Genomic DNA, 20,141 nt, shown 5'->3' with positions numbered 1-20,141 from the left:
GGAAAACCCGGAACGCGCACGCATTCCGGGTTCACACTATTTTTTCAAATGTGGTTAATTGTTAAACTCAGCGACGCAACACTTCGGCAACAGAAACAATAAGCCACCGCTCACAGCTTCACGACATCGCCCTGCGCCGCAAGACGCAGTCATGCCAGCCGGACCGACGAAGCCGATCGGTCGGGTCAATGAGTTCAGGAAGAGCAGATGGTCCCTCACACAGTACTTCTGATCGACGATCACGCGTTGTTTCGCAAGGGCGTCGCGCAACTGATCCAGATGAACCCGGCCTTCGAGGTCACGGGTGAAGCCACCTCGGGTCAGGATGGCATCGACATGGCCGTGCGACTCAAGCCGGACGTCGTCCTGATCGACCTGAACATGCCGCGCATGAACGGCATCGAGACGCTCGAAGGCATGCGCCAGGCGGGCGTCGACGCGCGCTTCATCATGCTGACGGTGTCGGACAACGAGCGCGACGTGGTTGCCGCCTTGCGCGCGGGCGCACACGGGTATCTGCTGAAGGATATGGACCCCGAGGATCTGTGCGTGTCGCTGCAGAAGGCGCTCAAGGGCACGGCCGTGCTGAGCGAATCCGTCACGGGCAGTCTCGTTCACGCGCTCTCGGGCGGCCAGCGCATTCCCGCTGCACAGAACGATCTGACGGCGCGCGAAGTCGAGGTGTTCGACTATCTGGTGGCGGGCCTGTGCAACAAGGCCATCGCGCGCAAGCTCGATATCAGCGTGGGCACGGTCAAGGTGCACGTCAAGCACGTGCTGCGCAAGCTCGATCTCCACTCGCGACTCGAAGCCGTGCTGTGGCAGCAGGAACACGGCTCGCGCTCACATCACTGACATCGCGGCGCGCCTGTGCCGCTTTCCCCGCGTTCCTCTTCGACGCCGCGCCATCCACGCGGCGGCGTTCTGCTGCGCACGCGGTGCGCGCTGCGCTCGCTCTGGTTAACCTCTACTCCCCGAGAGGTAGCCCATCATGGCCGATTGTCACGTGAAATCCGATTGCCAATAATGGGCTTCAACGTGGCGCATCTGTGCGCATGCACGCGCGTCAGCGACTACTCGGAGATGTTCACATGTCGTCATGCCAGCCGCTCGCGGGACAAGCCAGCCGTGTCGAAGCCATCATGCGTACGCGCCCTGGCGGATTCGCACCGAGCGCGCCCGTGGTCCGCTCATGGACGCGCTGCATCGAAGACTACGGACTCGATCCCGACGTGTGCCTGCCGCCGCCCGTGATGACGAGCGCCGAACTCGCGTTGCGCCGCGAGCAGAACGCCGGTCTGGTCGATTGCGCGAAGCTGGAGATGGCGACGCTCTATCAGCAGCTCGGCGACGGCGAGCTTGCCGTCGTGCTCACGGATAGCGATGGCGTGATCCTGCATCTCGCGTCGTCGCCTGAATTCGCGGGTGAAGTCGAGGACTGGGGACTGTGCGCGGGCGCCGTCTGGAACGAACGCGAAGCGGGCACGAACGGCATGGGCACCTGTCTCGCGGAAGGCGAAGCGATCGCCGTGCGTCAGCACGAACACTTCTATCATCGCTATACGTCGCTCACCTGCGCAGCCGTTCCCGTGTTCGACGAAGGCGGATCGATCGCGGGCGTGCTCGACGTCACCAGCCGTTCGCCGCTATTGCAGCAGCATTCGCTCGTGCTGGTCGGCATGTCGCGTCAGATGATCGAAAACCGTCTGCTCGACGCTCGCCACACGCACGCCTTCCGTATCCAGTTTCATAGCAGACCCGAGTTCGTGGGTACCTTGCATGCGGGCAAGCTCACCGTCGACGACGACGGCACGATCCTCGGCGCGAACCGCAGCGCGCTCGCACAACTGGGCTTCGTGACGCTCGACGAGATCGCGGGCAAGCCCGTCACCGAAATCTTCAACGCGTCGCTGGAAGAGATCGTCGCGCGCAGCACGCGCAGTTCGTTCTATCCCGTCGCGATCTACCGCACGCACGCATCGAGCCGCTTCTTCGTCGTCGCTCAGGAGCCGCGCGATCGCGCCGATGCATCGAACCATGACGCGTCGTCGCTCGCGCGGCGTCCCGCTCGCGCAACACGCAGCACGAACCCGTTGCGTTCCAGCACGACGCGCGTCGAATTCGGCGATGCGCAGATCGCCAGTCAGTTCGATCTCGGCGCACGCGTGATCGATCGCGGCATCGCTGTGCTTGTTCACGGCGAAACGGGCAGCGGCAAAGAAGTCTTCGCCAATGCACTGCATGCGGCGAGCGAACGCAGCAACGGGCCGTTCGTCGCGGTCAACTGCGCTTCGCTGCCCGAACATCTGATCGAGAGCGAACTGTTCGGCTATCGCGCGGGCGCGTTTACGGGCGCGCAGCGCGAAGGACGGCGCGGCAAGATCCTGCAGGCCGACGGCGGCACGCTGTTTCTCGATGAAATCGGCGACATGCCGCTCGCGTTGCAAGCGCGGCTGTTGCGCGTGCTCGAAGAGCGCGAAGTCACGCCGCTCGGTTCGGAAGCCGTCGTCAAGGTCGATTTTCAGCTCGTCAGCGCGAGCCATCGCGATCTGAACGAACTCGTCGAAAGCGGGCAGTTCCGTGAAGACCTGTACTACCGGCTCAATGGCGTGATGCTGGAGTTGCCTCCGCTGCGCGCACGCAAGGACAAGCTCGCGCTGATCCGCCACCTGCTGGAGAAGGAGCGCACGCCCGCGCCACGGCTGTCGGCGGACGTGCGGCAGATTCTGCTCGACAGCGACTGGCCCGGGAATATCCGCCAGTTGCGCAACGTGCTGCGCACGGCGACTGCGCTCTGCGACGGCGACGAACTCACCACCGCGCATCTGCCCGCGTGGCTCGTACAGCGCGAAAAGAATCTGAATCGCCCGCAAACGGCAGGCGCATCCACGGCACTCGCCGATACCGACGAATCCGCCGATGCCGAAGAGACATCTAACGCGCCGCTCAACGCGATCCTGCAAGCGGAACGCGAAGCGCTGCTCGCACTGCTCGACAAGCATCGCTGGAACGTGAGTCAGGTTGCGCTCGCACTCGGCATCACGCGCAATACGCTTTACCGAAAGATGAGGCGCGTGCACATCAAGACATGACGCGCCTCTGAAGACACTCAGTTCGGCATGGGCATCGGCATGTCGAGGCCCGACGCAGCATGTTCGCCACGTGTCGCGCGATGCCATTTGCGCGGCCCGCCGATCAGCTCCGTCAATTCGCCGATGCTGTCGATCACGCGCATGCACGGCAGTTCGCTCACGGGATGGTCGCTGCTGTAGCCATAGCTGACGCACACCATCGGCATGCCTGCCGCCTGCGCCGCAAGCGCATCCGTCACGGAATCGCCGACGAACAGCGTATGCGCGGGATCGACGCCGAGCGCTTCGCATGCGTGCAGCAGCGGTTCCGGGTCCGGCTTGCGCGGCAACCGCGCGTTGCCGTCGACGACCATGTCGAACCATGCCTGCAAACCGAAGCGCCACATCAGCGGATCGACGAAACGCGTCTCCTTGTTGGTGACGAGGCCGAGCTTGAGCCCCATGCCGCGCAGACTGTCGAGCGTCGCCTCGGCGCCCGGATACGGCTGCGTCAACAGTTCGTCGTCGCGGCAGATCTGGTGGTAGCAGGTCTCGTAGCGGCGCAGCACGAGATCGAGCGTCGCGGGGCGCGATTCGACGCCCAGCAGCGTCAGCGCGCGGTCGACGAGAATCTCGGAGCCGCCGCCGATCAGCGTTTGTGCGACGCCGGGCGCGAGCAGCGGCAGACCGTTTTCTGCGAGCGCGCGGTTGAGCGCATTGCCGATATCCGGCGACGTGTGCAACAGCGTGCCGTCGAGATCGAACAGCACGGCATCGATGGGCAGATTGCGCGGCATGACTTGCATGTCTGTGTCTCCTGTTGACGATGAGGACGTTCGTTCGTGCAGAGCGATCAGGCCGCGCGTCGCTGGCGGTCGATCATCTGCAGGATCATGGGTGTGAATATCAGCTGCATCGCGAGCCCCATCTTGCCGCCCGGCACGACGATCACATTGGGGCGGCTCATGAAGGAGTCGTGCAGCATCGTGAGCAGATACGGAAAGTCGATTCCCTTCGGGTTCGTGAAGCGGATCACGACGAAACTTTCGTCGGCGCTCGGAATGTCGCGCGCGGTGAACGGATTCGACGTATCCACGGTCGGCACGCGCTGGAAGTTCACATGCGTGCGGCTGAACTGCGGACAGATGTGATGCGCGTAGTCGGGCATGCGGCGCAGGATCGTGTCCATCACGGCTTCCTGCGAATAGCCGCGCAGCGTCTTGTCGCGATGCAGCTTCTGGATCCACTCGAGATTGATGATGGGCACGACGCCCACCAGCAGATCCGCGTGCTGCGCCACGTCGATCCCGCGCCCGACAAAGCCGCCGTGCAGCCCTTCGTAGAAGAGCAGATCCGTGTGCGGCTGGAGATCCATCCACGGCGAGAACATGCCGGCTTCGAGGCCGTACTGCGCGGCCTCGGCTTCATCGTGCAGATACTGGCGCACCCGCCCGCGCCCCGTTGCCGCGTATTCGGCGAACAGCGCGGCAAGTTCTTCGAGCAGGTTTGCCTCGGGTCCGAAGTGACTGAACTGACGCTGCGTTTCTTCCGCTTCTTTCATCTCGGCGCGCATCGCCTGGCGGTCGAAGCGATGAAACGCGTCGCCTTCGACGATCTGCGCATTGAGCTTTTCGCGCCGGAAGATGTGCTGAAAACTGTTCATGACCGTGGTGGTGCCCGCGCCGCTCGAGCCCGTCACCGCGACAATCGGATGTTCGATCGACATGCTCTCGCTCCCGATTACACGCGCGCTTCGGGACGAAACAGCGACCGCTCGTTGAAGAGCGGCGACGTGAACGGCGCGTCTTCGCCGCGTTCGTGTTCACAGTGATAACGCTCGATGCGCTCGACCTCGCAGCGCGTGCCGATACACATCGGCGTCGGCGCGTGCGTGTCGCCGGCGACATCGAGAAGACGCGCGCGCCCCGTGCTGGCGAGCCCGCCCGCCTGCTCGACGAGCCACGCGAGCGCCTGCGCCTGATACAGCAGCGGCAGACGCGCGGTGCGCGGCGCACAGCGGCTCTCGCGCGGAAGCAGGCACACGCCGCCTCGCATAACGGTACGGTGCGTATCGGCGACCAGCGATGCGATCCAGCGCGTTTCGAAGTCACGCTGACGCACGCCCGCGCTGCCGTCGCGGCACTCGCTCACATAACGCTGCACGGGCGGCTCCCAGAAGCGCTCGCTGCCGCCGTTGACGGCCAGTTCCGCGCCCTGCTCGGGAATACGCAGCGCGCGGTGCGTCAGCACGAACTCGCCGCGTTCGCGGCACAGGGTGAACCCGTGTGTACCGCGTCCGACTGTGATCACGAGCATCGTCGCGGGACCATACAGCGCGTAGCCCGCCGCAAGCTGCCGCGAACCCGCGATCACGCAGCCGCCATCGGCGCTTGCTGCGCCCGCGTGGCGTATCGAGAACACCGTGCCGAGCGCAACGTTCGATTCGGCATTCGCCACGCCGTCGAGCGAATCGGCAAAGAGCACATAGCGGCCCGCCGACGTCGCGCGCGCGGACGCCATGCCGGGCAGGACGAGGCCCGCGATCCCGGCGCTGCGCTCGCACATCGCGATCAGCATGTCCTTCACTGCCGCGCTCAACGCACTGTCACCCGACGCTGCCTGCGCATGCTGCGTTGCGCCGATCGCGCCCTGCGCGATGCGCGCGGCAATGCGCTTCACCGTAGCGGCGATGTCGTCAATCACCGCGCACAGTCCTTCGGCGTCGGCGGCATGCACGACACCCGGCGCCTGCGCACGTCGCGGCGCCAGATGGTCAACGAGAAAGTCCGACAGCGCCGGTTGAGCGCCATCCATGTCGATGCAGCGGCCGTTCGCGATGCCGGCGGACTGCGCCTGCTCGCCTGGTTCAATTCGTGCGTTCATCGTGACCTCGATCGTCCGTTGCTTGCGTTGACCGCTGACAAACACAGTAAGCCAGCGGGCTCTGGAGAAAAATTCAGAGATTCTTATTTGCGCTTTAAGCGATGCTTATCTGCCGCTGCATGGAGACACCGTCATGCTCAACCTGCTTCGCAATCTCACGCTGCGCCAGTTGCAGATCTTCGCGGCCGCCGCGCAATACGGGAGCTTCGCGCGCGCCGCGGAGGTGCTGCATCTGACGCAGCCCGCCGTCTCGATGCAGATCAAGCAGCTCGAAGAGGCGATCGGGCTCGCGCTTTTCGAACGCGTCGGGCGTCGGATCGCGCTCACCGAGGCGGGCGCGACGCTGTCGCATCACGCGAAGCGCATTCTTGGCGACATCCGCGATGCCGACGACGCGATGCGCGCCCTCTCTTCGGCCGACGGCGGCACCGTGTCCGTCGGACTCGTCAGCACGGCCCGCTACTTCGTGCCGCGACAGATTTCGCGCTATGCAGAGCGGCATCCGAAAGTCGACATCCACTTTTCGATCGCCAACCGCGACACGCTGCTGCGTCAGTTGCAGGACAACGCGATCGATCTCGCCGTGATGGGTCGGCCATCCGTCGAACTCGACGCGCATTGCGAGCCACTTGCGTACAACCCGCATGTGATCGCCGCGAGCACGACGCATCCCTTCGTCGATGCAGCGCATTTCGACTTGCACGAACTGCGCCATGACACTTTCCTGATGCGCGAGCCGGGCTCCGGCACGGCCGCCGTCGCGAACGAGATGTTCCGGCAGCATCTGTTCACGCCCGCGCGCACGCTCGCGCTCGACAGCCACGAGACCGTCAAGCAGGCGGTGGTGGCGGGCATGGGCGTGAGCCTGCTGCCGCTGCATACGCTGCGGCTCGAACTGCTCGCGCGCGAGGTGTCGATCCTGCATGTGAACGGCACGCCCATCGATCGCGTGTGGCACGTGGTTCACATGAACGCGAAGCAGCTGTCGCCTGCGTGCGCGGCGTTCCGGCGCTTTCTGATCGAGAAGACGGGTGCGTGGCTCGAAGGCCAGTTCGCGGACCTCACGCCGTCTGCCCAGGTCGCGAGTCCGTTCGTGCAGACATGAAGCAAAATGTCACCGATTCTGCACAGGCTCCGCTTGCACACCTGCGTCGCCGACGCACGTCCCGCTGAAAATCTTCGCCGCGCGCGCATGCCGCTTCACAGGCATCGACGCGTGTGAACGGCTCGCATGGCATAGCGCTTGCGTTTGTTGCCCCCGACAACGATCACCCGTCGAGGGATTGGGGAACGCGCCTATGAGCCTGCATGGCACAGCTGAATCGACGAAGCACACCAGCATCGTCACCGTGAACGCACCCGGGCGTTTGCATCTGGGATTCCTCGATCCCGGCGCGTCGCTTGGACGGCGCTTCGGCAGTCTCGGACTCGTGATCGACGGCATCAGCACGACGCTCGATGCACGCCTTTCACCCGATGACGAGGACCACTACAGCGCCGTACCTTCGGCGCACGACGAGTTGCCGCGCGTGAAGGCGCATATCGATACGCTGCGCAACCTGACGGGCCACGACGCGCCCGTCGATATCCGCTTGCGCCGCACCTTGCCGTCTCACGCCGGTCTCGGCTCCGGTACGCAACTCGCGCTGACCGTCGGCCATGCGTTCGCCCGCCTGCACGGTCTCGATCTGAGCGCGGCGCAACTCGCACCGGCGCTCGCGCGCGGTGCGCGTTCGGGTGTCGGCATCGCCGGATTCGAGCGCGGCGGACTGATCGTCGATGGCGGTCCGCGTGGGCCCGGCGTGTTGCCGCCCGTGCTGTCGCGCTTCGACTTCCCGTCCGCATGGCGCGTGATGCTCGTGTTCGACGATTCGCGGACAGGGCTCTCCGGCCCGGCCGAACGCCAGGCGCTCGCCGCGCTGCCGCCGTTCCCGCAGACGCTCGCCGCGCACGCGTGCCACCTGACCTTGATGCAGATTCTTCCCGCCGTCGCGGAACACGAGTTCGCGCCTTTCGCGCAGGGCGTGAGCGCGCTGCAAGACGGCATCGGCCGCTACTTCGCGGCGTCGCAAGGCGGCATCTATACGAGTGCCGACGTCGGGCGCGTGCTCGACTGGATCGGCGCGCGCTATTGCGCAGGCATCGGTCAGAGTTCGTGGGGGCCGACCGGCTTCGCGATCATGGAGTCGCAGGAAGAAGCGGAACACGCGTTGCGTTCGGCACGCGACGCGCAAGCGATCGGGCCCGGACTGCGAGTCGAGATCGTCAGAGGACTCAACGCGGGCGCTACCGTCACCTGGGCGTCGGCCCAGGACTGATCCACCCTGTTTACCGAGGAAACATGGAACGCCAACACATTCTCCACATGTTCACGCCGGGACGGCAGATGAGCCCGTTCGACGTGAACATGGCCGTCGATGCCGGCTATCAGGTCGTCGTGCCCTACACCGATGTCGATGCCAAACTGATCGGGCCGCTGACCCAGGACGCGATCTTTTCGCGCGGGCCTAAAGGTGTCGCGCATACGGGCATCTTCATCGGCGGACGCGACGTGATGCTCGCGACGGACATGCTGCGCCTCTCGCGCGAAGCGATGGTGCCGCCGTTCGAAGTGTCCGTATTCGCCGATCCGAGCGGTTCGTTCACGACGGCGGCGGCACTCGTTGCCTGCGTCGAATGGCAACTGCGTCACACATCCGACACGAGCCTCGACGGCAAGCGCGTGCTCGTGTTCGGCGGAACCGGGCCCGTTGGACTGATCGCGGGCGTGCTGGCGGCGCAGGCGGGGGCGCGCGTGTCGCTGGCGAGCAGCCGCGGGCTCGACGCCGCACGCGAAGCCTGCGAGCGCGCCACGGCGCGTTTCGGTGCCGCGCTCGAAGGCGCCGACGCGAGCAGCGCGGAGGCGCTGGACGAAACCTTGAAGTCCGTCGACGTCGTGTTCGCGACGGCGGCTGCCGGTGTCGAAGTGATGAGCGCGCAGCAGGTGAACGATGCGGCCCGCCTGCTCGTCGCCGCCGATGTGAACGCCGTGCCGCCAGCAGGCATCGCGGGTGTCGGCGTGATGGACAACGGCAAGCGCGTCGGCTCGCACGGCGCGCTCGGCATCGGCGCACTCGCGATCGGCAACGTCAAATACGAGGTGCAGCAGCGGCTGTTCATGCAGATGCTCGCGGCGAAGCAAAAGGTCTATCTCGGCTTCGAAGACGCGATGGAGATGGCCCGCCGCGTGGTGGCCGAACGCTCCTCGCTCGCGGCAGCCTGAGGCCGTCATGTCGCCGCCCGTCGTCGTCGTTGCCGCGTTGTCCGCCCGCATGCTGGCCGAGTCGGCGCGGCGTGCCGGCTGGCGCGTGATCGTGCTCGATCTGTTCGGCGACACGGACACGCGTCGCGCGTCGGGCATGTGGTATCCGATCGGCGATGCCGCGTCGCTGTCGATCGATCCGCACCGCGTGCGCGAGGCACTCGATGCGGCCAGCCGCTTCCCGAACGTGATCGGCTGGATTGCAGGCAGCGGCTTCGAAGCGCATCGCGATCTGCTCGACGACAAGACCATCGCGCTCGCGCCAATCGGCAACACGCGCGACGCCTGCGACGCCGCGCGCGACCCGGCGCGCTTCTTCGCGTTGCTGGACGACGCGGGCATCGCTCATCCAGATACGCAAACGCACGCGCCCGCCGACACAGCGGGTTGGCTCGTCAAGCGCGCGAGCGGAACGGGCGGCGTTCACATCCGTCACGCAGCGAAGGCTGCCGTAGCGAATCGCGATGACTATTTTCAGCGGCATCAAGCGGGCCGTTCGATGTCGGCGCTGTTCGTCGCGGATACGCGTCGAGCCGCGATCATCGGCTTCAACGAGCAGCTGATCGTTTCGCACGGCACGCATCCGTTCGTCTATGGCGGCGCGCTGGGAAACATCGACGTGCCTGCGTCGCTGCGCGAACAGATCGCCCGCGCGGTGAATGCGATCGTGTCGCGCACGGGACTCCGAGGCCTCAACAGTCTCGACTTCATTGTCGACGGCGAGCGTTGCTTCGTGCTCGAAGTCAACGCGCGGCCCTCGGCCACGCTGTCGCTTCACGAGCGCGACGGCGCCATGTCGCTGCTGGCGCTGCATACGCGGTTATGCGCGGGCGCGCCGCTCGATGACGTCATGTCGAATCCGCTCGACCCTACATCACCGATGCGCGGCGAACTGATCGTCTTCGCCGAACGCGAACGCAAGATATCGCCGGAGTTCGTTCAGCGCGCGTTGAATCTCGGCTGGTGTCACGACATTCCCGTCACAGGCAGTGTCGTCGCCGCGGGCGCACCGTTGTGCAGCGTATCGGCTGCGTGCGCGCACGGCACGCCGCCGGCCACGCTGCGCGCGGAACTCGCCGCCCGCGCGGCGACCCTTCTTTCCATCGACACCATCCGGAAATCAGGCCATGCAGACCTCCCCCTCTCTCGCTGATGTTTCGCCGTCGCCTTCGTTTCTGAGCGTCAACACGCTGGTTCAGCCGTTGATCGCCGACCTGCTCGAACGTCACGTGGAACTCGGCATCGATGCGAAGCGCGACGAGCGCGGCGTCATGATCGTCGATGCGGGCATCGAGTCGCCAGGCAGCGTCGCGGCGGGTTTATCGATCGGCGAAATCTGCATGGGCGGGTTGGGACGCGTTGCGTTGCGCGCCGCTGCGTCACGCAACGCGACGGAAGAATGGCCGACCTTCGTCGACATTGCCAGCGCGCAGCCGGTGCTGGCCTGCCTCGCGTCGCAGTACGCGGGCTGGAGTCTCGCGGCGAGCAAGGAGGAAACGGGCGGCAAGAAGTTCTTTGCGCTCGGCTCGGGGCCGGCGCGTTCGCTCGCGTGCAAGGAGCCGCTGTTCGACGAACTGGAGTATCGCGACGTCGTATCGACGGGCTGCCTCGTGCTCGAAGTGGACCGCGCGCCGCCCGCTGTCGTGATCGACAAGATTCTGCGCGACTGCAAGTTGCAGCCGCGCAATCTCACGCTGATCCTCACGCCGACGTCGAGCCGCGCGGGCACCACGCAAGTCGTCGCGCGCGCGCTCGAAGTCGCGCTGCACAAGGCGCATGAACTCGGCTTCGCGCTCGATGCGATTCACGAAGGCTCGGCGAGCGCGCCATTGCCGCCGCCCGCGCAGGACGGCGTCGAGGCGATGGGCCGCACCAACGACGCCATCCTGTACGGCGGCCGCGTGCATCTGAGCGTGACGGGCAGCGACGACGACGCACGCGATCTCGCTCGACGCCTTCCTTCGTCGGCGTCGAAAGACTTTGGCCGCCCGTTCGCCGACGTGTTCAAGGAATACGAATACGACTTCTACAAGATCGACCCGGCGCTCTTTGCACCCGCCGAAGTGTGGGTCAGCAATCTGACCACGGGACGCACCTTCCACGCGGGCGCAACCCGTTTCGACCTGCTGCGCCCGCTCTGGCTCGACGAGGTCTGAGATGACAGGCACCCCGCTCGCCGTCGCGATCATGACGGACGAAACCGGCTGGCATACATCGCGTCTCAAGCGCGCGCTGCGCGAGCGCGGCGCGCAGGGCCGCTGCGTCGATCTCGCCGAGTGCCGCTTCGACACCACACATGCGCCGCACGGACTCGCGATTCCCGGCTACGGACGCGGACTGCCCGATGCCGTGATCGTGCGCGGCATCGCGGGCGGCACCTTCGAGCAGGTCACCGTGCGTCTCGGCATCCTGCATGCGTTGCGCGAACTCGGCGTGCCCGTCTACAACGACGCCCGCGCGATCGAACGCAGCGTCGACAAATCGATGACCAGTTTTCTGCTGCATCGCGCGGGCATTCCGACGCCGCCGACCTGGGTGTGCGAATCCGCGCCGTTCGCGCAGCGCGTGCTGATGCGCGAAGGCGCGAAAGGTCACGACGTGGTGATCAAGCCGCTGTTCGGTTCGCAAGGCAAAGGCGTGATGCGAATCGGCGCGAGCGGCGAAGGTTGCGAACCGCTGCCTGCGCTGAAGGCGTATGGACAGCTCGCCTATATGCAGCGCTTCGTCAGGCCCGTGAGCGAGCCGGGCTATGACTGGCGCGTGATGGTGATCGGCGGCAAGGCGGTGACGGCCATGCGAAGGATCAGCGAGCATTGGGTGCACAACGTCGCGCAAGGCGCGCGCTGCGAGGCGGCGGAATTGAGCGCGCCGCTCGCCACGATCGCCGAACGTGCGAGCGCCGCGCTCGGACTCGACTACGCAGGCGTCGACCTGATTCCTTGCGACGACAATCCGTTCGGCGCGACCGTGATCGAGGTGAATGGCGTGGCCGCGTGGCGCGGGCTGCAATCGGTGACGCCGTTCGATATCGCGGGCTGCATCGTCGACGATCTGTTGAGTCGGCGCATGGCTCTGGGACTGCGTGACGGCGGCATCAAGGAAGTCGCGTGATGAGCGCCGCTACGATTTCCGATGCCTTCGAGTGGGCATGCGCGCTCGACGTGCTGTGCGCGAAGCCGGGCAACGTCAGCTTCGGCGGGCCGGGGCATCGGATGACGGCCGATCTTTTCATCGCCAGCGCGCAGGCGGCCTGTCCCGCCGTGACCGCGCGTGGCGCAAGCGTGGGCGAACGCATCGAACGCGCGGTGAGCCTGTCGATGCAGGCGGCCGGCTGCAATACGAATCTGGGTATCCTGCTGCTGTGCGCGCCGCTCGCGCATGCGTTCGAACGTCTGCACGCCACGCACCGCGCGCCGACCGCACACGAAGCGCATATCGCCGTGCGCGCGACACTATCGCGCCTTGATGTGGCCGATGCGTGCGCCGCGTATCGCGCAATCGCACTGGCCAATCCAGGCGGGCTCGGCGAAGCCCCCAGCCAGAACGTAGGCAGCGCGCCGACCGTCGATCTGCTCAGCGCAATGACGCTGGCGAGAGACCGTGACAGCATCGCCCGTCAGTATGCGAGCGGCTTCATCGACGTGCTCAACTATGGTGTGATCCAGATGCGCGCCGCGTTAGGCCCGACTCCCCTTCGTCCCGCCGATCAGCCGCGTCTGCTGCGAGCGGTGCTGAAAACGTGGCTTGCGTTTCTGTCCCACTGGCCCGACTCGCATATCGCGCGGAAGCACGGTATCGACGTGGCGCGCAAGGTGACGCTCGATGCCCGCAAGTGGCACATGCAAACCGTACTCGACTTCGACCGGCTCGCGGCATGGGACCAGGCGATGAAGCGCGACGGCATCAATCCCGGCACGACGGCGGACCTGACAGTGGCGACGCTGTTCGCGGCGGCGTGTCTCGATCCTTCGCTGCTGCGCGTGCGTTGCATGGAAAACGCAGCACACGCAGCCAGCTTCGAGATCGCAGCCGAATACTGAACTGCGCGTACATCGCGTGTCACGGCCAGCGCACCGTCCGCTCGATCGTCACACCCACCGCCTTCACGTTCGCGAACTTCGCGGGCTTCGTTAGCGACACACGCACCCAGTGCGCGCCGAAGTCGACGATCAACATCTGCGCAACCGACTCCGCCAGCGCTTCCAGCAACTGCATCTTGTGCGTCGCGAGCAGCGACGCGAGCGCCGCATGCACCTTGCTGTAATCGATGGTGTCGCCGATCAGATCGGTATCGCACGCGTGACTGTGCGGCACGCCCGCCCACAGATCGATCCGCACCGGCTGAAGATTCGTCAGCTCGTCCGGGTCGATGCCGATCACCGTATCGCCCTCGAAGCCTTCGATAAAAATCAGATCCATCTCCGATGCGGCGAGATTCGGCCGCTCGAGCACCTTCCTGTCGATCACGTTCATCTGGGTTCCTTATGGTCTATCCCGTTGATCCCGTCTCTCCGTGATGCGCTCTCATGCAAGAAGCGGCCCAGGCACGAATGTCGCAAGCGCTGGAGACGAACGCTCCTGCGCAGGCCGTGTGCATCGCATGCAGGCTCAATCGACACTCAACCGGCCGATCGCGACGCGTCGCATTGTGTATCGCAAACTGAACAACCTGGCTGCATGCCGACGATGACGACTACTCACACGTATCACGCTGCCACCGATGCCGTCGAAGCCGCGCCGCGCTTCGCCTGGACGATCACGGGCTCCGGACACGGACTGGTCGAGTCGCTCGATCTCGCAGCGACGCTGCTGCCTCACGTCGATCTGTTTCTGTCGCGTGCCGCCGAAGAAGTGCTGCCGCTGTACAAGATCGACCTCGCGCAACTCAAGGCCCGCTTCCGGGTGTTCCGCGACAACAGCGCGAGCGCGGTGCCCGTCGGCATGCTGTACGACGCGAACCGTTATCACACCGTCGTCATCGCGCCCGCCACCAGCAATACCGTCGCCAAATGCGCGTTCGGCATCTCGGATACGCTGCCCACCAACATGTTTGCGCAGGCGGGCAAGCTCGGCATTCCCGGCATCGTGTTCGCGTGCGACACGCAGCCCGTCGTTGTCACGAAGAGTCCGCTCGACTGGGTCGAGTTGCGTCCGCGTCGCATCGAACTCGAAAATGTCGAGCGCCTGAAGCAGATCGATCACTGCCGTGTGGTGTGCTCGCTGGCCGAGTTGCGCGCGGCGCTCGATACGCGCGTCGCGGAAGCGGCCATGACGTCCTGTGCGAGCGCCTGATGGAACATATCGTTTTCCTCACCGGCCGCCTTGCCCAGCCCGCGCTCGAACGCGTGCTGCACGGTCTCGCGCCTGCGCCGTTCAGTTGGGAGATTCGCGAAATCGGCCTGCAGGTCGCGGCGCTGATGACGGCGGACATGATCCGGCGACGTGTCGTAGCGCCCATCGCGGCCGATCGCGTGATCGTGCCCGGCCGATGCCGCGGCGACCTCGATGCGCTCTCGGCACACTACGGCATTCCCGTCCAGCGCGGCCCCGAGGAACTCAAGGATTTGCCTGCGTGGTTCGACTGCGAGGAGCGCGCCGTCGATCTGACGAAGCACGATATCGCAATCTTCGCGGAGATCGTCGATGCGCCGCATCTCAGCGTCGATGCGATTTGCGCGCGGGCGGCGACACTCGCAGCCGACGGCGCCGATGTGATCGACCTCGGTTGCCTGCCCGCGACGCCGTTTCCGCATCTCGCCGATACGATCCGCGCGTTGAAGTCGCAAGGGCACAAGGTCAGCGTCGATTCGATGGACGTGAAGGAACTGGTGCGCGGCGGCCGTGCGGGTGCGGATTATCTGTTGAGCCTGACGGCCGATACGCTCTGGGTGCTCAACGAGATCGACTCGACGCCCGTGCTGATTCCGCGCCAGCCCGGTGATGAAGCGTCGTTATACGAAGCCATCGATACGATGCAGCAGCAGGGCCGGCCCTTTCTCGCCGATCCGATCCTCGATCCGCTGCCCTTCGGCCTGCTGAAATCGCTCACGCGCTATCAGCGCCTGCGCGAGCGCTATGCCGACGCGCCGATCCTGATGGGCACGGGCAACGTCACGGAACTCACGGAAGCGGACACGAGCGGCATGCACGCATTGCTGCTCGGCATCGGCGTCGAACTGGGCATCGCGGGCATTCTCACGACGCAGGTGAGCGGTCATGCGCGCAGCGCGATACGCGAAGCCGATGTCGCGCGCCGCATGATGTACGCGGCCCGCGAAGCGCAGACGCTCCCCAAGGGCTTCACCGCGCAGTTGATGACGACGCACGCGAAGCATCCGTTTCCCGATACGCCCGACGAGATCGCCGCCACCGCCGCCGCGATTCGCGATCCGAATTTTCGAGTTCAGGTCTCGACGGATGGCATTCACGCGTACAACCGCGACGGCCATCACCTCGCCGCCGATGCGTTTGCGCTCTGGCCGCATCTGCGTCTCGAAGCGGACGGCGCACACGCGTTCTACATGGGTGTCGAACTCGCGCGCGCGGAACTCGCGTGGCGGCTCGGCAAGCGCTACAGCCAGGACCAGCCGCTCGACTGGGGATGCGCGCTCCCGCCCGAGCCGACCGACCTGCTCGTGCAATGCGCGCCCGGCGCGACTCGCAGAAAGGAAGCCTGACCATGATCTACGAAACCGTCGTCACGACCATCACATCCGAGGGCAAGCCGCACATCGCGCCGATGGGCGTGCGCGAGACGGACGGCACGTTTCTGCTGATGCCGTTCCTGCCGTCGGCGACTTACGACAACGTGATCTCGACCGGCTGCGCCGTCGTCAACTTCACGACGGACGTGCGGGTATTCGCCGGTTGCGTCACGGGCCGGCGCGAGTGGCCCACGGTTGCCGTCGATCGCGTGCGTGGCGTGCGGCTCGCCGATACGCTCGCGCACGCCGAACTGCGCCTCGCCTCGGTTCACGTCGACGCGCAGCGCCCGACGCTCGTGATGGAGTGCGTCGCCCGTTGCAACGATGCGCCGTTCGCGGGACTCAACCGCGCGCAGGCGGCCGTCATCGAAGGCGCGGTGCTCGTCAGCCGTCTCGCGATGCTGCCGCGCGAGAAGATCGAGGCAGAGGTGGCGTATCTGTCCATCGCCATCGACAAGACAGCCGGGCCGCGCGAACAGCAGGCGTGGCAGTGGCTGATGGACGCCGTGAATGATTTCTTCGCGAGACCGGCTGTGGCCGCTCGTGTTCTGAACGAGGAGGCCATATGATCCGTATGCTCGCCAGTGTGCGCAATCTCGACGAGGCGCGCGATGCCGCACGCGCCGGCGCCGATCTGATCGATCTCAAAGAGCCCGGCGCGGGCGCGCTCGGGGCCGTCGCTGCGCCTCGCATCGCGGATATCGTGCAGTCGCTGCGCGCCGACTACCCGCACCTGCCCATCAGCGCGGCGATCGGCGATCTGCGGCCGGGCGACGACGCGGAACTGGTGTTTCGCGCGTCGCAGGCGGGACGCGGCGGCGTCGACTATGTGAAGGCAGGCGTGCCCGCCGACAGCGGCTCGTTCGATATCGCGTGCCGGACGCTCGCCACGATGCGCGACCTGCACTGGAACATGGTGCCCGTGCTGCTGGTCGACAACGGGCTCGACTTGCGGATTGTCGAACGCGCGTCCGAACTGCGGTTCCCCGCCGTGATGGTCGACACGGCCACGAAGAAGCGCGGCAACCTCTTTCACTGCGTGCCGCTGGCCGTGCTCGACAGCATGGTTCAGATCGCGCGGGTACACGACGTGATGGCGGGACTCGCGGGCTCGCTGCTCAGTGGACACGTGCCGCTGATCCGTGCGCTCGGTCCGGATATCGCCGGTTTCCGCACGGCGCTGTGCGACGGCGCGCGCACGGGGCGGCTCAACGCCGCGCGGGTGCGCGAGATGCGTGCGCAGCTTGCGGGACCGGCAGCAACGGCACGCGCTGAAACTCGTGCCGTCGAAGCGAGCGGCATCGAAGCCGTTCTTCAGCCCGTCGTCGCCTGAAACAGCAGGTCGCGCACGCGCGAAGCGTCGTCCCTGTTCAGTAAATCCACGGGATACGGCGCGTCGTGCGTGAACCCGGCAAATGAACTGTCGACGATGCCGAGCGCCGCGTACTCGTCGATCGATCGCTCCTGCCCGATCTCGCACGACTTCACGATCACCAGACGTTCCGCGTTCAAGCGGTTCGCGAGCCACGCGGCGAGGCTATCGGACGTGACCTCCCAACTGGTCAGTCGGTTGGCTTCCTGAAACAGCAGGTCGAGCGGCGCCCAGACCGCGACGCGCCCCGCGTGCAGCGCGGCGCGTATCTGCGCATCCGTCGCGGCAATCACTAGCCGCCGCGACAGGCCCTGCATCATCAACGCGTATTGGGCCATCGCGAGCACGGCCATGTTGTGCGCGGCGACATCGCCGAAACGCCAGATCGCCTGATGCTCGCGGGCCTGCTCCGCGAAGTCGCCGCCGCCCGGCACGATCACGACCCGGCCGCCGCCGAAGTCGGTCAGTTGCGCAAGCCACTCTTCGAGCATCGGATCGCGGCTCAGACTGCCGCCAATCTTCACTACCCACATAGACGCCTCAAGTGCGGAGATTGCAGGGAATCAAACGGTTGCATCGGCTGCGGACCATTCGGCCTCGCACCGTTCATCCGCACGCAGCAACGCGACGGCGACGGCGGGCGCGCAGACCTGCGTCCAGTGGGCGGCGGACGCATCGGCATCGACGAGCGATGCAAAAGGAAGCACGTCACGCCCGAACTGCGCGGCGAGATCGTCCGCGAGAAACGCGCCGCAGCCCGCCGATACGAGCACGACGTCATGCCCGAGACCGACACGGCCCAGCACCTGCGCAAGATTCGTCGACAGATGCGCGAGCTGCGCCTTGCGCCACTCGCGGGCGAAGCCTTGCCATTCGGCCATCGACGCATCGCGTGCATCGCGGCCGATCATCCGCGCGAGACGCCGGCAACTGGCGATGCCGTCTTTTGCCCCGCCATCGGCGGCGGGATGCTGGTCGTGCAGCGGATCGAGTTCGCCCGTCAGGCGGTAGACATCGGCTGTCGTCGCGAACAGTTCGTTCATCACGTTGTGCGGCTCGCCACGAAAACGGACGCGCGGCGCGAGCGCGCACAATGGCGTGCGCACGACACCCTGATACACGAGTTCGCCCGAGCGCAGCCGCGCTGCGTCGTCCGTCCCGCGCGAAACCAGCACACCGTCGCGGATTGCGATGAAATCGGTGGTGGTGCTGCCGATATCGACGAGCACCGCGGCAGGCATGCGCGCGGCAATGAGGGCGGCCGTCGCGTGCCAGTTTGCGGACGCGATGTCGGCCCAGTTGCCCGCGACGGCTTCGTGCGGCTGCCATCCCGCGTGCCCGGCATAGAACGAAGCGCGCTCGCCGAAACGGCTCGCGAGCCGCGACGCCAGAGCGGCGACGCCCGTCTCGCGATCCTCGAAGATGTCGGCCATTTCGCCGCTCATCGTGACCGCATGCTCGGCGTCGCCGTGATCGGGCCAGCGCTGCGCCGCCGCTTCGAATACCGCGTCGAGATGCGCAACGCCTTGCCACAGCGGACAGACCCACTGCATCACGTCGCACACGTGACCCGCTTCGATCCGCGCCGCCTTCACGTGCGCGCCGCCAATGTCCCAACCGATCACGAGATCATGCGGCATGGCGCCTCCCGTTCACATCGCCTACCGACGCGAAGTGTTCCGCAGTCACGCATGCGGCCATGTTGACATCGAAGCTGCCCGCGAGCGCCGGATACGCGCACGTCACGCGCGGATTGATTTCGATCACGACGGGCCCGCGTTGCGGATGCCACACGAGGTCGATGCCGACGAAGCCCGCCAGCCCCGGCAGCGCGCGGGCTACGCGTGTGGCGAGCGCGCGGCATGTTGTCGCTTTTTCATCGGATAGCGGGATTACGTTGGCCGTCAAGCCTTCGTAGCTCACCTGCCCTTCATCGATGCCGATATGCTGCCGGTTGATGCCAAGCAGTTGCGCGTGGCCGTAGCTGCACAGCAGCGACAGACTGAGCGCGTCTCCGTCGATCCATTCCTCGAGCGTCACGCGCTCCTGCGCAGCGGACCGGCGCCGGAAGGCGTATTCAGCGAGTCGATAGTCGTCGAAGCGACAGGTATCGACGCAGCCCGCGCCGTCGTCGGGTTTGACGACCCATGCGCTCGCGTCACGCGCAACGTCGAGCGGTGCATCGGCCGACCACGCACGCGGCGTCGCGATGCCTGCCAGCGCGAGATGTCGAGCCGTCGCGCGCTTGCTGCTCGCAATCCGCAGCGTCGCCGCGTCGCAACCGATCCAGCGCTCAGGATCGACGGCATCGCATAGCGCGCCGAGCACGCCGCGCGTTTCCGGCGCGATGACCCACACGGCGTCGTGACGGCGGGCTTCGGCGGCGAGAAAGCGCGTCGGCGGAATCGCAAACGGCGCGAAACACCAGTCGCTCGCGAGCGTCGTGGGCATTGCGTCGCGCGCCTCGTCATGTCCCGCGACGCACGTGAGCACAACGTCGCCGCAACGAGCGAGATCGCGTGCGACGGCATCGCGCATCGTCCTGCCCTGCATGCGCAAGTCCTCGGACACACATCCATTCGCGTTGCCGTTGGCGCTGAGATATTCGTAGAGCAGGATCTTTTTCATCGCGTGGTCCCCTTGCGGATCGTTGCGCGTCGCGTCTGCCACATTCATGTTCCATGCCACCGGCTCACGCGCTGGCTGCGTGCGGGATCGCCTGCACACGATGCGTGACAGTCTGCATCGCGCACGGCGCAAATCACATCGAGCGATGGTGACGCAATCGCGCGGAAGCATCGCGGCTCGAC

The 20,141-nt window shown here is 66.0% G+C and carries 20 protein-coding genes; 13 read left to right on the top strand and 7 right to left on the bottom strand.

Going from position 1 to position 20,141, the window contains the following annotated elements:
- Positions 1-207 precede the first annotated feature (207 nt).
- Together narL and QEN71_RS34130 are read left to right on the top strand one after the other, a co-directional pair.
- Positions 208-855: a two-component system response regulator NarL gene (gene narL, locus QEN71_RS34135; protein ID WP_201647613.1), complete on the top strand. Its 648-nt coding sequence runs from the start codon at positions 208-210 to the stop codon at positions 853-855.
- A gap of 236 nt (positions 856-1,091) precedes the next feature.
- Positions 1,092-3,092, top strand: coding sequence for a sigma-54-dependent Fis family transcriptional regulator (locus tag QEN71_RS34130; protein WP_201647612.1), 2,001 nt, complete (start codon positions 1,092-1,094; stop codon positions 3,090-3,092).
- 17 nt (positions 3,093-3,109) lie between these two features.
- Here the strand turns inward: QEN71_RS34130 and gph are convergent, their stop codons facing one another.
- Genes gph through QEN71_RS34115 form a run of 3 tightly spaced genes read right to left on the bottom strand, consistent with a single transcriptional unit; the run spans position 3,110 to position 5,954 of the window.
- Entirely contained in the window at positions 3,110-3,877 is a 768-nt protein-coding gene (gene gph, locus QEN71_RS34125) for a phosphoglycolate phosphatase (protein ID WP_201647610.1), read from the bottom strand.
- Positions 3,878-3,924: 47 nt separating this feature from the next.
- Positions 3,925-4,797 carry a phosphoribulokinase gene (locus QEN71_RS34120; RefSeq protein ID WP_201647602.1) on the bottom strand — a complete coding sequence of 291 codons (873 nt, stop codon included), beginning with the start codon at positions 4,795-4,797 and terminating at the stop codon, positions 3,925-3,927.
- A gap of 14 nt (positions 4,798-4,811) precedes the next feature.
- Complete coding sequence (locus QEN71_RS34115; protein WP_233471643.1) at positions 4,812-5,954, bottom strand: class 1 fructose-bisphosphatase; 1,143 nt, start codon at positions 5,952-5,954, stop codon at positions 4,812-4,814.
- A 133-nt stretch (positions 5,955-6,087) separates the two neighbouring features.
- Here QEN71_RS34115 and QEN71_RS34110 point away from each other — a divergent pair, with 133 nt between their 5' ends.
- The 7 genes from QEN71_RS34110 to QEN71_RS34080 all read left to right on the top strand — a co-directional run bounded on the left by QEN71_RS34110 (position 6,088) and on the right by QEN71_RS34080 (position 13,295).
- Entirely contained in the window at positions 6,088-7,059 is a 972-nt protein-coding gene (locus QEN71_RS34110; RefSeq protein ID WP_201647600.1) for a LysR substrate-binding domain-containing protein, read from the top strand.
- A 193-nt stretch (positions 7,060-7,252) separates the two neighbouring features.
- Positions 7,253-8,272, top strand: coding sequence for a beta-ribofuranosylaminobenzene 5'-phosphate synthase family protein (locus tag QEN71_RS34105; RefSeq protein ID WP_201647598.1), 1,020 nt, complete (start codon positions 7,253-7,255; stop codon positions 8,270-8,272).
- 23 nt (positions 8,273-8,295) lie between these two features.
- Complete coding sequence (locus QEN71_RS34100; protein WP_201647596.1) at positions 8,296-9,216, top strand: NAD(P)-dependent methylenetetrahydromethanopterin dehydrogenase; 921 nt, start codon at positions 8,296-8,298, stop codon at positions 9,214-9,216.
- A 7-nt stretch (positions 9,217-9,223) separates the two neighbouring features.
- A complete protein-coding gene (locus QEN71_RS34095; protein WP_201647594.1) occupies positions 9,224-10,408 on the top strand; it encodes an ATP-grasp domain-containing protein in 1,185 nt (394 codons plus the stop codon).
- On the top strand, positions 10,383-11,411 hold the full coding sequence (gene mch, locus QEN71_RS34090; RefSeq protein WP_201647592.1) for a methenyltetrahydromethanopterin cyclohydrolase: 1,029 nt from the start codon (positions 10,383-10,385) through the stop codon (positions 11,409-11,411). The genes QEN71_RS34095 and mch overlap by 26 nt, the downstream gene beginning before the upstream one ends.
- Position 11,412: 1 nt before the next feature.
- Positions 11,413-12,366 (top strand): ATP-grasp domain-containing protein, encoded by a 954-nt coding sequence (locus QEN71_RS34085; protein ID WP_201647590.1) that lies wholly within the window; start codon positions 11,413-11,415, stop codon positions 12,364-12,366.
- The gene (locus QEN71_RS34080; protein WP_201647588.1) at positions 12,366-13,295 is read left to right on the top strand and encodes a triphosphoribosyl-dephospho-CoA synthase; all 930 of its coding nucleotides are present in this window, start codon (positions 12,366-12,368) and stop codon (positions 13,293-13,295) included. Before QEN71_RS34085 ends, QEN71_RS34080 begins: the two co-directional genes overlap by 1 nt.
- A gap of 19 nt (positions 13,296-13,314) precedes the next feature.
- On the opposite strand, the gene QEN71_RS34075 is transcribed toward QEN71_RS34080, so the two are convergent.
- Positions 13,315-13,728 (bottom strand): dihydroneopterin aldolase, encoded by a 414-nt coding sequence (locus tag QEN71_RS34075; protein WP_201647586.1) that lies wholly within the window; start codon positions 13,726-13,728, stop codon positions 13,315-13,317.
- A 213-nt stretch (positions 13,729-13,941) separates the two neighbouring features.
- Between QEN71_RS34075 and QEN71_RS34070 the strand changes: the two genes are divergently transcribed.
- From QEN71_RS34070 to QEN71_RS34055, 4 genes are read left to right on the top strand one after another with little or no spacing between them, the layout of a single operon-like run.
- Positions 13,942-14,547, top strand: a complete 606-nt coding sequence (locus tag QEN71_RS34070; protein ID WP_201647584.1) for a flavoprotein — start codon at positions 13,942-13,944, stop codon at positions 14,545-14,547.
- Complete coding sequence (locus QEN71_RS34065; protein ID WP_201647582.1) at positions 14,547-15,932, top strand: DUF6513 domain-containing protein; 1,386 nt, start codon at positions 14,547-14,549, stop codon at positions 15,930-15,932. Before QEN71_RS34070 ends, QEN71_RS34065 begins: the two co-directional genes overlap by 1 nt.
- Before the next feature lie 2 nt (positions 15,933-15,934).
- The gene (locus QEN71_RS34060; protein ID WP_201647580.1) at positions 15,935-16,528 is read left to right on the top strand and encodes a DUF447 domain-containing protein; all 594 of its coding nucleotides are present in this window, start codon (positions 15,935-15,937) and stop codon (positions 16,526-16,528) included.
- Entirely contained in the window at positions 16,525-17,292 is a 768-nt protein-coding gene (locus QEN71_RS34055; protein ID WP_201647578.1) for a (5-formylfuran-3-yl)methyl phosphate synthase, read from the top strand. Before QEN71_RS34060 ends, QEN71_RS34055 begins: the two co-directional genes overlap by 4 nt.
- Here the strand turns inward: QEN71_RS34055 and QEN71_RS34050 are convergent.
- From QEN71_RS34050 to QEN71_RS34040, 3 genes are read right to left on the bottom strand one after another with little or no spacing between them, the layout of a single operon-like run.
- On the bottom strand, positions 17,274-17,864 hold the full coding sequence (locus QEN71_RS34050) for an amino acid kinase family protein (protein ID WP_201647576.1): 591 nt from the start codon (positions 17,862-17,864) through the stop codon (positions 17,274-17,276). The genes QEN71_RS34055 and QEN71_RS34050 overlap by 19 nt on opposite strands.
- Before the next feature lie 30 nt (positions 17,865-17,894).
- Positions 17,895-18,971, bottom strand: a complete 1,077-nt coding sequence (locus QEN71_RS34045) for a hydantoinase/oxoprolinase family protein (RefSeq protein WP_201647574.1) — start codon at positions 18,969-18,971, stop codon at positions 17,895-17,897.
- Positions 18,961-20,007 carry an ATP-grasp domain-containing protein gene (locus QEN71_RS34040; protein ID WP_233471642.1) on the bottom strand — a complete coding sequence of 349 codons (1,047 nt, stop codon included), beginning with the start codon at positions 20,005-20,007 and terminating at the stop codon, positions 18,961-18,963. Before QEN71_RS34040 ends, QEN71_RS34045 begins: the two co-directional genes overlap by 11 nt.
- Between the last annotated feature and the right edge of the window lie 134 nt (positions 20,008-20,141).

Source organism: Paraburkholderia sabiae (assembly GCF_030412785.1).
GTDB lineage: Bacteria > Pseudomonadota > Gammaproteobacteria > Burkholderiales > Burkholderiaceae > Paraburkholderia > Paraburkholderia sabiae.
Note: the sequence above shows the minus strand (reverse complement) of the source record. Positions and strands in the feature narration are given on the sequence as shown.